Origin of the sequence: Halorubrum sp. PV6 (genome assembly GCF_003990725.2) — an archaeon.
In the GTDB taxonomy this organism is placed as follows: domain Archaea; phylum Halobacteriota; class Halobacteria; order Halobacteriales; family Haloferacaceae; genus Halorubrum.
On the sequence record NZ_CP030064.1, the window covers coordinates 231,689 to 244,743 of the forward strand.

A 13,055-nucleotide genomic window follows, 5' to 3' on the forward strand; every position below is an offset into this window, starting at 1 on the left:
CGGGCGTTACTTCTCGGGCATCTGAGCGGCCGTGGCGTCGGCGTACGCGGCCGCGAGGTCGCCGTTCGGAAGCGCGTCGAGCGCCGCCGCACAGCCCCACCGGATCCGGTCGCGCCGCTCGCCGGGCGGGAGCTTGTTCGTCGCCACCGTCTCGGCCGTGTCGAGCGCCGCCCGCGCGGTGGCCGCGTCGCCGTCGGCGGCCGCGTCCGCGGCCGCCGCGAGCAGCTGTTCGAGGCCGGCGCGCACGTCGTGGGGAATCTCGTCCGGGTCGCCGCCGCAGTCGTCGCCCACGGCTACTCCAGTCGCGTCGCGAGCACGAACTCCGTGCTGCTCCCGAGGGGGTCCGTCGCGGTCGTCGTCTCCACCTCGCCGAACCCCGCCTCGCGCAGCTGCGTCAGGGTCCGTTCGCGTCCGGGCGCGGAGAAGAACATCCGGCCGCCCATCCAGCCGCGGCGCACCGTCTCGAACCGGCCGCCCGGCAGCGTCATGAGGAGCCGCCCGCCCGGTCGGAGGACGCGCGCGAACTCGGCGTAGACGGCGGGGTGGCGCTCGCGGGCGACGTGGAAGACCGCGTGGTACGCCGTGACCGCGTCGAACCGCTCGTCGCCGACCGGCAGCGCGGACATCTCGCCGTGAACGAGCCGAGCCGTCGGCACCGTCTCCCGAGCGAGTTCGAGCCCCTCCCGTGACACGTCGATGCCGACGCTCGCTGACGGCAGGTTCGCGAGCGTCCGCGCGCCGTCGCCACAGCCCACGTCGAGGACGGCCGGGTCGTCCGGCAGGTCGGCGAGCAGGTCGTCGATCAGCGCGGCGTCCGAGCCGTCGGGGTCGCGTCGGGCCGCGTATGTCGCCGCCACGTCGTCCCACGCGCGGCGGACCTCGTTGCGATCCATACCCTACGCGTGGGGCGCGAGCGACATGACTCCTCGGTCAGTACGCGGTCGGTGCGGCTACGGCGGCAAAAAAAGCGCGTCGCGTTGCGTTCAGAACGTCCCCGGAACCACCGCGTACGCGAGGATCAGGGTGAGGATACCGGTCGCAACGCCGTAGTACAGCACCGGTATCAGTTCGAGCCGGATGACGCGCCCCTCCTCGCCGATGAGGCCGACGACGGTGAGCGCGGCGACGACGTTGTGGATGGCGATCAGGTTCCCGATCGCCCCGCCGACCGCCTGCGCGGCGACCACGATCTGGGTCGGGGCGCCGATCTGCTGGGCGGCCTCGAACTGGAAGAGGCCGAACAGGATGTCGCTGACCGTGTTCGACCCGGCGATGAACGCGCCGAACGCGCCGATGAAGCCGGAGAAGAACGGGAACAGCTGCCCGGTGAGGTCGGCCGTGGCGTCGGACAGCAGCTGGAGCATCCCCAAGTTGACCGTTTCGACGTTCTCGATCACGACCGGCGCGCCGGTCTTCTGCATGACCATCACGGTCGCGACGGCGAACCAGAGCGCGATGACCGCCGGGATGATGTTCCTGACGGCCTCGCTCCACGACTTCTTGATCCCCGACGCGTCCATGCCGTGCAGGCCGTACGTCACGACCGCGACCAGCACGAACAGCGATCCGGGGAGGTAGAGCAGTTCGACGCCCTCAGAGAACGGCGTGCCGAGGATGTTGTTCCACGCGACGACGCCGGTCGACGCCAGGAACTGCTGGACGGGCCCGACGACCCGAGTCACGATGAGCAGGGCCGCCACGAGGATGTAGGGCGTCCACGCCATGCCCAGCGACATGTCCTGGTTGTGCATGTCCTTGAACGTCCTCGTGCCGCCGTCGGCCGCGACCCGCTGCCCGCCGCTCGAATCGCCCATCCCGGTTCCGGGCTCGATCTTGCCGATCCAGTGGTCCGGCCACTGCTCTTGGGGGCCGAAGTCCCACTCCTCCTCGGGGAGGAAGTAGCCCGCGCGCAGCGTCGAGCCGACGACGAGCAGCCCGATCATCGCACCCAACAGGCCGGGGAACGTCGGGCCGAGGAAGTACGCCGTCAGGAGGTACGGCACCACGAACGACGCCCACGCGAACAGCGTGAGCGGAATCACTTCGATGGCGGGCTTCAGCGAGCGCTCCTCGCCGAAGAACCGCGTCATCATCGCCACGCCGATGAACGGGATCGCGATGCCCACGACGGCGTGGATGACGGCCGCCCAGAACCCGATCTGTGCGACGTACGCGCTGACGCTCTCGAAGCCGCCGTTCTGGACGACGGCGTACGCTGCCGTGCCGGCCTCCGTCGGGTCCTGCCCGAAGACGACGTCTTCGAACCCGATGATAAGCGGCGTCCCGACCGCGCCGAACGTAATCGCGAGAATGTTACCGGTCAGGGCGACCACCACCGCGGCCAGCGGCGGGAAGCCGAGTCCGACCAGAAGCGGGCCGACGATCGCGGCCGGCGTCCCGAACCCGGCCGCGCCCTCGATGAACGAGCCCATGAGGAACACAAGCAGGATGACCTGTACGCGCCTGTCGTCGCTGATCGACGAGAAGCCCGCGTTGATGACCTCGAACGCGCCCGACTGCTTGAGCGTGTACAGCAGTAGTATCGCGCCGAAGACGATGACGAGGATGCGCGTCGCCGTCAGCGCGCCCCGTATCGAGGCCGCCGCGATCAACGTCGGAGACATCTCCCACCCGATGTACGCGGCGACCGCCGCGATGCCCCACGCGATCGGCATCGTGATCGTCGCCGGCTGGTAGAGCAGGACCATGATGACCGCGATCGCGGCAAGCGGCAACAGCGCCAGCAGAATAAGCATCGGGTCAGCCACGGATACCACCTCCCGATTTCAGCGGGTTCGTGCTTGGTTCGTCCGCGGTCCCCCGAGGCCCTGTTCGCCCGCAGGCCCCTCCGTTGAATTTGCCACTGTGTGGCATGAACGGTGTGTTTGAATCTCACTAATTAAATCTACTGAAAAAATGCTTACAATCATATTGTTACCGAGTCCCACACCCGCGCCGGGAGGGACACCCTCACCCCTGCCGTCGGCTCAGTCGTCGGCCGGCGACGGGTTCGGCGCTCCAGTCGCGCTCACGACGGCGGCGTCTGCCGCCCGGCCGGTCACCGCCTCGGCGACCTTCTCGATCGGATGCGGCGGGTTCTCGGCCCCGTCGCGGTCGCCCAGCTGGGAGCGGCACGACGCGCCCGGCGCCGTCACCGTCTCGCCGTCGCTTTCGTCGACCTGATCGAAGAGGATGCGACCGATCGCCTTCGAGAGGTCGTAGTGCTCCGACTCGTAGCCGAACGAGCCCGCCATCCCGCAACACGAGGAGTCCAGCGGGTCCACGTCGTAGCCGGCGCGCCGGAGCACGCCGACCGCGTGGTGGTCCTTGTTCGTCGCCTTCTGGTTGCAGTGGCCGTGGTACGTGAGCGACTCCGCGGGCGCGTCGAACGCCAGCCGCTCGTCGACGCGACCGGCGTCGAGGTACTCCAAGACGCCGTAGGCGGCAGCCGACACCGCGGCCACGTCGTCGCCGTCGAGCAGGTCGCGGTACTCGTCCTGGAACATCACGGCGTCGGAGGGCTCGACGAAGACGACGGACTGCCCGTCGCGAACCCGAGGCGCGAGCGCCGCGACGTTCGCCTCGGCGCGCTCGCGGGCCTCGTCGAGGAAGCCGGTCGAGAACGCCGCCCGGCCAGAGGGCGCGAGGTCGTCCGGCACCTCCACGCGGATGTCGGCCGCCTCCAACACCGCGACGGCGGCCTTGCCGGCGGCCGGGTAGCTGTAGTTGGTGTAGGTGTCGGGGAACAGCGCGACCGTGTCGACCGCCTCTTCGGGCGCGACGCTCGACCCGCCGCGGGAGGCGAACCACTCCTCGAAGCTCTCGGAGCGGAAGGTCGGCAGTTCGCGGTCCGGGGCGATGCCGGCGACGGCGTCCATCACCGCGCGGGCGCCGGGGAGCTTCGCCGCCGCGTTCGACACCGGCGCGAGCGCGCTCCCGAGCGCCGAAAAGCGGTCGATGTCGCGGAAGATCCGTTCGCGGAGGCCCGACCCCTCCTCCTCGTGGTGTTCGTGTTTCACCTCGGCTTTCAGCTTCGCGAGGTCGACGCCCGTGGGACAGTCGCTTTTACACCCCTTACAGCCGACACAGAGGCCCAACACTTCCTCCTGGAACCGGTCGGAGTGGATCTCGTCGTCGTCGAGTTCGCCGCTGATGGCCGCGCGGAGCATGTTCGCCCGGCCGCGGGTCGACTGGATCTCCTCCTCGGAGGCGCGGTACGTCGGGCACATCACGCCCGAGTCGGTCTCCCGGCAGGTGCCACAGCCGTTACAGAGTTCGACGAGGTGCGAGAAGCCGCCCTCCTCGGAGAAGTCCAGATCGGTCTGCGGCTCGATAGACTGGTACGCCGGGCCGTACCGGAGGTTCTCGCGCATGTCGGTGTCGGCGGCGGTGTCGGGATAGCCGCGCTCGGAAGCGGTGTCGCCGTCGACGTACACCACCTTGCCGGGGTTCATCCGCCACTCGGGGTCGAACGTCGATTTGAGCTCCTGGAACGCCGACCAGAGCGACTCGCCGTACATCTTCGGGTTGAACTCGGTGCGCGCGAGCCCGTCGCCGTGCTCGCCGGAGAACGCGCCGTGGTGTTCCACGACGAGGTCCGTGATGTCCTCCGAGATGGAGTGCATCGTCTCGACGCCCTCCTCCTCTTTTAAGGAGAGAATCGGTCGGATGTGTAAGGTGCCGGACCCGGCGTGCGCGAAGTAGGCGGCCGAGGTGCCGTGGTTCTCTAACACCGCCTCGAACTGCCCGACGTACTCGGCGAGCTCCGCCGGCGGCACCGTCGCGTCCTCGATGAACGGGTACGGCTTCGGATCGCCCTGCATGCTCATAAGGAGGGGGATGGCCGCCTTCCGGAGCTTCCAGAGGTCGCTCTGATCGGCGTCCGTGTACGCCTCCAGCACGTCGAACGCGTCGCCCTCGTCGACGAAGTGGGCGGTCGTGTCGGCGACGGCCGCCTCGAAGTCGTCGACGAGTTCGTCGTCCCACTCCAGCATGAGCGCGGCGGCCGCGCGGTCCGGGATCGGCTCGGCGTACTGCGCGAACTCCTGTGAGCCGGCCGCGAGCGAGAACACCTCGTCGTCCATCAGCTCGACCGCGCTGACGGGGAACTCCAGCGCCTCGGGCACCGCCTTCATCGCGTCGACCAGCGAGTCGAAGGTGTACAGCGCGAGCGCGGTCTCCTCGGGGCGGGTGACGAGCGACACCTCGGCCTCGACGATGGTCCCGAGCGTCCCCTCGGCGCCGACGAACAGCTTCGAGAGGTTGATCACCGCCTCGCCCGCGTCGTTCTCGTAGATCACCTTGTGGAGGTTGTACCCGGAGACGGAGCGTTTGAGGTTCGGGTACTTCTCGTCGATCTCGGCCTCGTTCTCCGCGACGAGCGCGCGGGTCGTCTCGTACAGCGCGGCCTCGCGATCGCCTTTCGCGACGATCTCCTCGTACTCCGGCGAGTCGAGGACGACCTCGCGGGTATGGATGAGCGAGCCGTCCGCGAGGACGACCCGCAACTCTTCGGTGTAGGCGTCGGTGATCCCGTACCGCACCGAGTGCGCGCCGGTCGAGTTGTTGCCGATCCCGCCCACGACGGTCGCGCGCGCCGAGGAGGCCGGGTCGGGGGCGAACTTCAACCCGTCCTCGGCCAGTCGGTCGTCGAGGTGATCTTGAACGACGCCGGGCTGGACGACCGCCCGGCGCTCGTCGGGCCGTACGTCGACGATGTCGTCCATGTGCGTCGAGAAGTCGAGGACGATACAGCCCGGCCCGACGCTCTGGCCGGCCAGCGAGGAGCCCGCCCCCCGCGGGATGACCGGCACGCCGTGGTCGGCGGCGACGCGCATCGTCGCCTGTACGTCCGCGACCGACTCCGGCGTGACGACGCCGGCCGGGCGCGCCTGATAGATGCTCCCGTCGGTGGCGTACAGCACCTGTGCGTACTCGTCGAACTGCACCTCGCCGTCGACGCGCTCGCGGAGGGCCCCCGCGAGCGCCCGATACGCGGGCACGTCCGGTCGCTCGTGACCGAGCGCGGCCGCCGACGTGTCGGCGGGCGTGTCACTCCCCTGCGCGGGCTCGCTTGCCATGCTACTGACCGGGGGCGAAAGCCGAATAAAACCTTTGTTCATGACAGTTCCGGTAGCGGCCACGATTCGCCCCCGCACCGGGATTTATTTCGTCGCCCCGAGACCCCCGATCCATGGAGATTCTCCACACGTGTCTCAACGTGGCCGACGCCGACCGCACCGCCGACTGGTACGTCGAACAGCTCGGTTTCGAGCGCTCGTGGGAGTTCACGACGCCCGACGGCGACACGCGGAACGTGTACGTGTCCGACGACGCCGGCGTCGAGTTCCAGCTCTCGGACACCGACGGCGAGGCGCCGAGCGCGGACGGCGACCGATACGACCACGTCGCCGTCGGCGTCGACGACGTCGACGCGACGTTCGAATCGATCGACCACCACGGCGTGGTGCAGGAGCCGGGCGACCAGCCGGCGGCCGGCGCGCGCACCGCGTTCGTGAAGGACCCCGACGGGCACGCGGTCGAACTGATCGAGCCTTTATAAATTGAGTCGGTGACAGGGGAGCGAGTCTCTACCTGGACCCGGAGTGTTGTGGCGGCCGTCTGTACGTCGTCGACGGCGCGGCGAACTCTCTCGAAGCCCCAGTCGCTCGCTGATAAATAGTTGATACTACACCGACGGCGACCACCCCCAAAGCCCCAGTCGCTCGCTGATAAATAGTTGATACTACACCGACGGCGACCACCCCCAAAGCCCCAGTCGCTCGCTGATAAATAGTTGATACTACACCGACGGCGACCACCCCCAAAGCCCCAGTCGCTCGCTGATAAATAGTTGATACTACACCGACGGCGACCACCCCCAAAGCCCCAGTCGCGAGGACTCGCGCGGCTCGCTGCGGTCCTCGGTCGCTCACTTCGTTCGCGCCCTGCGGTCCTTACGTCGCCGTGCGTCGCCCTCGCGACTGCCCCTTTGGATCCCACCCGGCCGCACAGCACAGCAACCGCACCTCACGCCTCTCCAGCCTCGCGGCTCCCTCCGCTTCGGTCGCCGCGTCCCTCGCGCGTGCGACAGCGCGCCCTTCGGGCGCTCGTCGGCACGCGCCACCGCACGGCATTTAGTAGTGAGTGTCGCCATTGCCACCGCTGTTCAGGTACCGTATCAGCGACAGCGCTCTACGTCACCCGCTCTCGCCACCGATCGCTGTCGCTGCGAGACGCGAACGACGCGAAAAAATCGGTGTATCGGCGGGCGGCGGGCCGCGAGTCCGCGACGGCGACCGATTACAGGATGTCCGCGGCCTCGGCCGTCTCGACGATGTCCTGAGCCATCTTGTTGGTCGCCTCGTCGACCATCTGCCCGTCGACGCTCACGGCGCCTTTGCCCTCCTCCATCGCTTCGGCGTAGGCGTCGGCGATGCGCTTTGCGCGGTCCGCGACCTCCGGGTCCGGCGCGAACACTTCGTTGCCGATCTCGATCTGCGAGGGGTGGATCGCCCACTTCCCGTCACAGCCGATCATGTTGGCGTTCTCGGCGGACTCGCGGAACCCGTCTGCGTCCTCGATGTCGGCGTACGGCCCGTCGAGACACGGGAGCCCGGCCGACTTCGCCGCGGAGTTACACTCCGACAGCGCGTGGTGCCAGTAGTGGCCCGGATACTCCGGGAACTGGCCGATGTCGAGTCCGGGCGTCCCCATCGCCGCGGAGTAGTCGCCGGGTCCGAAGATGATCGAGGAGAGCCGGTCGGAAGCGTGTGCGATGTCGTGGACGTTGTGGATCCCTTCGCCGTCTTCGATCTGCGGTTCGAGGCCGATACCGCCGACCTCCAGCCCGTTGTTCACCTCGATCTGTTCGAGCAGGTTCTCGACGGTGTGGATGTCGCTCGCGGACTTGACTTTCGGGACGATGATGTCGTCGATGAACTCGCCCGCCTCGCCGACGACCGTGATGAGGTCGTCGTACCACCACTTCGTGTCGATGCCGTTCATCCGGAAACTGAGGACCTTGTCGCTCCAGTCCTCCTCGCGGGCGGCCTCGATGAGCGGTTCGCGCGCGTCCGGCTTCGCGCTCGGCGCCACAGAGTCTTCGAGATCGAGAAACACCTCGTCGGCGTCGCTATCCGCCGCCGAGTGCATCATTTTCACGTCGCTCGCAGGCGTTGCTAGCTGCGTCCGTCGAAGAGTAACGTCCGTCATTCTGGCGAATCTATCACGCTCGTCCATGAAAATAAAGATATGTTACGCGGAGGTATTTTCATAGAGTCGAAACCGAGTAACTATTTGCTGTCGATTGGCCCGCGGGGCGCGTCGTACGCCCCGACGAGCGGCGTGTCGGCCGCGCCGCGTTAGCGGTCCGCGCGCCGGACCGCGGCCACGACGAGCAGCGCGAGCACGAGCGCGCCGACCACCGCACCAAGCGTCCCCAGCGAGAACAGGCCGGGCTCTTCGACCGGCTCTGCCTCCCCTTCGCCGTCGGAGTCGCCCGTCTCGGCCGACTCGACGGCGACCGTCGCCGTCGTCGTGTCCGTCTCGCCGGCATCGTTGGTGACCGTGAGTTCGACGTCGTACTCGCCCGACTCAGCGAACGCCGTCTCGGTGACGCTCCCGGTGGCGGCCTCGCCGTCGATCGTCCAGTCGTAGGCGGTGATCTCCCCGTACTTGTCGGAGGAGCGCTCGCCGGAGAGCGAGACGGTCTCGCCGGGTGCGACCTCGTCCGATCCGACCGTGATCGCCGCCTCCGGCTGGCTCACGGCCGACACCGCGAACACCGAGAAGCCGGGCGTCTCGGCGGCTAACACGACGTCGTCGCCGTCGCGCTCGGCGACCGTCGTCTCCAAGGCCTGCCACTCGCCGTCCGAGTAACGCGAGAGCCGGAGGTCCTCGGCGTCGGCGTCGGTCTCGGCGAGCCGATCGGCGCTGACCCGAGTCCGGATCGTGGCCGGCGTGTCCTGCGCTTGCTCGGGCACCGTGATCTCGACCACGGAGACGCCGGTGCCCGGCGGTTGGCCCGCCGATTCGGGCGGTCCGTCGAGTCCGGCAACGCCCACGTCGCCCTCGACGGCGCCGCCGAACTCGATGCCCTCGACGCCGGTCTCGCCCGTGAACTCGACGCGACTCGACTCGCCGTCGGCGCTCGGCTGTGCGGTCGCGGCCTCGCTCGCGACCGCGTTCGCGCCCGCGGGCACTTGGATCACGTCGTCGACCGATGGCTCGTCCGTCGGTGACGTCTCAGGGGCGTCGCCGCCGTCGCCGCCTGAAGCGCCATCGCTACCGTCACCGCCGGGGGTGCTGTCACCGCCGTCGCCGCCGGGAGTTGAACCGACGCCATCAGTGCCTTCGTCGTTTCCGTCGTCGACCTCGGGAACGTCGCCGAACGTCAGATTGACCTGCTGTACGGCACCCGATTCGTACTCGACGGGTGACGGGTCGGTGTTCGCTGCCTCCGTCCGTGCTATCCCGTCACCGCTTACGAGGAACCGAACCTCAGTGCCGGAGTCGACCGAACTGTCACTGCCGACGAGGAGTTTCTCATCGAGCACGCCGGGGCCACCGTACTCTCCTTCCTCGACCGCGACCGAGTCCACGATGTCACCGTCGACCTCCGCTTCGATGACGATGTCTGTGGACGGCTGCTCGCCGTCGAACGTGACTGTCCCGTAGTAGGACGCTGGAGGGCTCTCAGGTCCTTCTTGTGCCGCTACGGCTCCCGGAACGGCCACCACAGCGGTGACCATCAGGAGCGCAACCAGCACCGTTCCAATGCGTTGTCGGTTCATTGGTTTAGCTGTCGCCGTCTTCGTCGTCGCTGTCAATCCTCGTCTGATCGGTCAGCAACAACTCCGTGTAGTACTCCGTGGGCGACTGGTCCTCCGCGTAGCCGGTGGATATCTCGCCGGATCCGTCGACGAAGATCCAAGTGCCTCCGTACGCGCCGAAGCGTGCGGGCGGTGCACCGGGCTGTTTGGCCTGCGTTTGCAGGACTGCGGAGTCGGCGATCGAGCCGGTTCCACCGAGCGCGGCGGTGATCCCGCTCACGTCGTTCGCTGCGCCGGTCGCAACGAGGTTCCAGCCGTTCTCGACCTCTACCGACGTGGGCTGGGCGGCTTCGCTTTCGACCGACGTATCGATCGGGACGATCATGTCTTCGTCGACGCCGTTGTTCGTGACCACGACCACGTCGCCAGCGGAGAACGTGTCGTCGGGTTCGACTTCGACGTAGCCGTCGTCGTTGTCGTAGGTGAACGCGTTCCCTTCGATGTCCAGATCGCTGAATATCTCGCTTGCGTTCCCGTCGGGCGCTGCGGAGAAGCCGACTGCGACCGCGTCTCCGCTGCTGTTGAGCTCAATGTATGAACCGTAGTTGCGGATTTCTCCTCTCTCCTCGGTGTTTACTTGCTCGATCGAGGTGGTGAGTAACGGATCGTAGATGACATTTCCACCCACGAGTGGGTCCGCGTCCTCACCGTAGTAATTAAGCGGCGCTTGGAGCGTCCCACTCGTGTTCCCGTTATAAATGTCGAATGTGTTGTCGACAAATTCGTTCTGTTCAACGGTGATGTCTGTGGGATCTGCAAACTGATCAGCATTGTCATCCTCGCCATTAGCAGCAACGTGGAAACCAATGCCGGGGGTTATGTTCGAAATTCTCGTTTCCGACACAGACACATCAGTCGGTGAACCTGATTCTCTACTGGACCATGTCGAAGTCACTCCGAACGCGTAGTTCCCTTCGACATCATCGATCGTGGAACCCTCAATCGTAATATCACGAATTCCTGCTTGGAGTTTTACGCCGTTTGCACCCTTTTTTGGGAACGCATCTGATGGGCCAGTAACGTTCTGGATTGTCACGTTAATCATCTCTAGGCCATCAATGTTCTCGCCACTGTCGTAGTGCTTAACGTGGATGCCTTCAACCGTTTTCGAGGTACCTTGTGGGTGGATATCTTCGACAGTGACATTCTGGATGGTCACTTTGCCGTCTTTGTCGTCGAATCCAGACGAGTTGCCAACGAAGATTCCTTCAACCTCGCTGGAACCGCTCGGAGCACCGTTCTGGACGGTGAGATCTTGAACAGTTACCTCATCAGATCTGATGTCGATCCGTCCGTTAATATCGGGATTGCTCTCCCCGGTGAGTGTGACATTTGCGGTTTCGATCGCGACATTCTCCGAATACTGCCCAGAGTGAACGTTAATTGTATCACCGTCTTCGGCAGCGTCGACTGCTGACTGAATGGTGGAGAACTGTTCTTCAACAACTGTAGCGGCAACGACTCTGTCACCCCCCTCTGTTATCGGTGCATCGAGCCACGGGTTCACATCCACGTTACCAGATACGTCACCAGCCTCGGGTCCGGATACACTATCCCAGTAATTCAGCGTCGCATCGACTGTTTGTCCCGCGTTGTCATAGACGATAGCCTCGTTATTATCAACGAACGTATTTTGATTGATCTGAACGCTTTCGCCACCGAACACTTCTATTGCTTTTCCGTTATCCGAGAATGTATTTTGTGAGACAGTCTCAGTAGTCCCTGAGAGACCAAGACCAGCGTAACCAAACCCGGAAACAGTGTTGTTATGGACCGTCCAATTATTGCTGTTTGTACCGATGTATATACCGTAATTATCACCGGTATTGAAGTTATTATCTGAAATAGAGACATTATCTCCTGCTGCCGCTGTACCGTGGATCGCGAACCCAGTCCCTTGTCCAGTGTTCGTGAAGTTGTTGCCTACTATTTGATGTTCGCCTTCTCCGCCATAATCAAGAACACCAACAACGGAGTCGTTGAGGAAATTATTAATTATGGTTGTATTTCCAACACTTGTTTTCTGCCGATCGCTTGTCTTTCCTATCGATATTGCACCATTTTGAGTTCGATCTTCGGAATCTGTTGTGACTGTGAACCCATCGATGGTTACATTATCACTAAACACCGTGAAACCGTTTTGATTGCCACCATCTACGATGGTCTGTTGCGGCCCCTTAATCGATACCACGCTTATGCCTTCAACTTCAACTGTGACTGATTCGTCGTAGTGGCCAGGAGCGACCTGAACGACACCCACGTCACCTGAGTGTTTAATAGCACTCTCAATTGAATCGCCGGATTGTACGATAAGGTTACCCTGCGCGGTATACTTAGCTGGACTAAGTCCCCCCGTGTAGTCGCCGACTGCGTATTGGGTCTCTATGTCTATATTCTGGAAGCTGTTCGCATTAATGAGTGAGCTGATATTATCAGCGGTTAATTCAACGCCACTACCTAAACCAACACCCTCGACCACGTTGTCGAACGTATTGTTTTCGATGGTGAGTTCACCAACATTTTCAGTGCTGCCGATTGCGGCGAACCCGTCACGGAACGTATTCTCGGTAAGCGTGACGTTCGTGGGCGTTTTGCCCGCGAAGTCGAGTGAAACCTGCGTCTTGAAGCCCTCGAACGTGACATCATTGATCACCACGTCGTCACTTGACGTGAGGCCCACGCCGCGGTTGTTGTCGTCGAAGTTCTCGGAGTCGTCTGGATCGACAATCGTGAGACCGCGGAGAATGGTCCCATCAGCACCCACCGGGTCCGATGGATCGCCGATGCGTACCACACCTTCGATCACCGGCTCAGCGCCATCAGCTGCGGTGATCGTGACATCGTTCACGCCAGTGATCACGACCGTCTCTTCGTATGTCCCGCTACCTACGGCGACAGTGTAACCGTCTTTTGCGTTGTTGACGGCAGTTTGCACGGTATCATACGGCCCGTTCTCGATCTGGTTTCCGTCCTGATCCAGAACAACAACTTCGCCCTGTCCGGCTTCCTGTGCCACCGCACTCCCGGCCAACCCGCCAACGCCTACCGCGACCATGGAAACCAGCATAATCGCAGCGAGCGCTATCGCGCGGAGCCGTTCGCGCGTCATGTCTTGATCACCATTCGGTACTTCTGCATCCGTGAAGCGTCGGTTAGCATGTGCATAATCGCAACACTCCACCGCGGAGATGTGTCAACCGTATTGGTTGCATCCACCTAGTA

At 64.5% G+C, this 13,055-nt stretch carries 8 protein-coding genes; 1 reads left to right on the forward strand and 7 read right to left on the reverse strand.

Annotated features, from left to right (window positions below; all coding sequences use genetic code 11):
* Window positions 1-6: 6 nt before the first annotated feature.
* The 4 genes from DOS48_RS14840 to DOS48_RS14855 form a co-directional block, all read right to left on the reverse strand.
* Entirely contained in the window at window positions 7-291 is a 285-nt protein-coding gene (locus DOS48_RS14840; protein ID WP_127116501.1) for a hypothetical protein, read from the reverse strand.
* A 2-nt stretch (window positions 292-293) separates the two neighbouring features.
* Window positions 294-893, reverse strand: a complete 600-nt coding sequence (locus tag DOS48_RS14845) for a class I SAM-dependent methyltransferase (RefSeq protein WP_127116502.1) — start codon at window positions 891-893, stop codon at window positions 294-296.
* A 90-nt stretch (window positions 894-983) separates the two neighbouring features.
* The gene (locus DOS48_RS14850) at window positions 984-2,756 is read right to left on the reverse strand and encodes an L-lactate permease (RefSeq protein ID WP_210755412.1); all 1,773 of its coding nucleotides are present in this window, start codon (window positions 2,754-2,756) and stop codon (window positions 984-986) included.
* A 231-nt stretch (window positions 2,757-2,987) separates the two neighbouring features.
* Window positions 2,988-6,080 (reverse strand): FAD-binding and (Fe-S)-binding domain-containing protein, encoded by a 3,093-nt coding sequence (locus DOS48_RS14855; protein ID WP_127116504.1) that lies wholly within the window; start codon window positions 6,078-6,080, stop codon window positions 2,988-2,990.
* Between the two features lie 113 nt (window positions 6,081-6,193).
* Between DOS48_RS14855 and DOS48_RS14860 the strand changes: the two genes are divergently transcribed.
* Entirely contained in the window at window positions 6,194-6,562 is a 369-nt protein-coding gene (locus DOS48_RS14860; RefSeq protein WP_127116505.1) for a VOC family protein, read from the forward strand.
* A 740-nt stretch (window positions 6,563-7,302) separates the two neighbouring features.
* Here DOS48_RS14860 and DOS48_RS14865 read toward each other — a convergent pair.
* The 3 genes from DOS48_RS14865 to DOS48_RS14875 all read right to left on the reverse strand — a co-directional run bounded on the left by DOS48_RS14865 (window position 7,303) and on the right by DOS48_RS14875 (window position 12,942).
* On the reverse strand, window positions 7,303-8,214 hold the full coding sequence (locus DOS48_RS14865) for a CoA ester lyase (protein ID WP_127116507.1): 912 nt from the start codon (window positions 8,212-8,214) through the stop codon (window positions 7,303-7,305).
* A 149-nt stretch (window positions 8,215-8,363) separates the two neighbouring features.
* Window positions 8,364-9,794, reverse strand: coding sequence for a PGF-pre-PGF domain-containing protein (locus DOS48_RS14870; protein ID WP_127116508.1), 1,431 nt, complete (start codon window positions 9,792-9,794; stop codon window positions 8,364-8,366).
* A 4-nt stretch (window positions 9,795-9,798) separates the two neighbouring features.
* Window positions 9,799-12,942, reverse strand: a complete 3,144-nt coding sequence (locus DOS48_RS14875; RefSeq protein ID WP_127116509.1) for a right-handed parallel beta-helix repeat-containing protein — start codon at window positions 12,940-12,942, stop codon at window positions 9,799-9,801.
* Between the last annotated feature and the right edge of the window lie 113 nt (window positions 12,943-13,055).

Excerpts from the sequence above, each read along its gene's own strand:
- DOS48_RS14845 (WP_127116502.1), bottom strand. The coding sequence starts at position 893 with ATGGATCGCAACGAGGTCCGCCGCGCGTGGGACGACGTGGCGGCGACA.
- DOS48_RS14850 (WP_210755412.1), bottom strand. The coding sequence starts at position 2,756 with ATGCTTATTCTGCTGGCGCTGTTGCCGCTTGCCGCGATCGCGGTCATC.
- DOS48_RS14855 (WP_127116504.1), bottom strand. The coding sequence starts at position 6,080 with ATGGCAAGCGAGCCCGCGCAGGGGAGTGACACGCCCGCCGACACGTCG.
- DOS48_RS14860 (WP_127116505.1), top strand. The coding sequence starts at position 6,194 with ATGGAGATTCTCCACACGTGTCTCAACGTGGCCGACGCCGACCGCACC.
- DOS48_RS14865 (WP_127116507.1), bottom strand. The coding sequence starts at position 8,214 with ATGACGGACGTTACTCTTCGACGGACGCAGCTAGCAACGCCTGCGAGC.
- DOS48_RS14870 (WP_127116508.1), bottom strand. The coding sequence starts at position 9,794 with ATGAACCGACAACGCATTGGAACGGTGCTGGTTGCGCTCCTGATGGTC.
- DOS48_RS14875 (WP_127116509.1), bottom strand. The coding sequence starts at position 12,942 with ATGACGCGCGAACGGCTCCGCGCGATAGCGCTCGCTGCGATTATGCTG.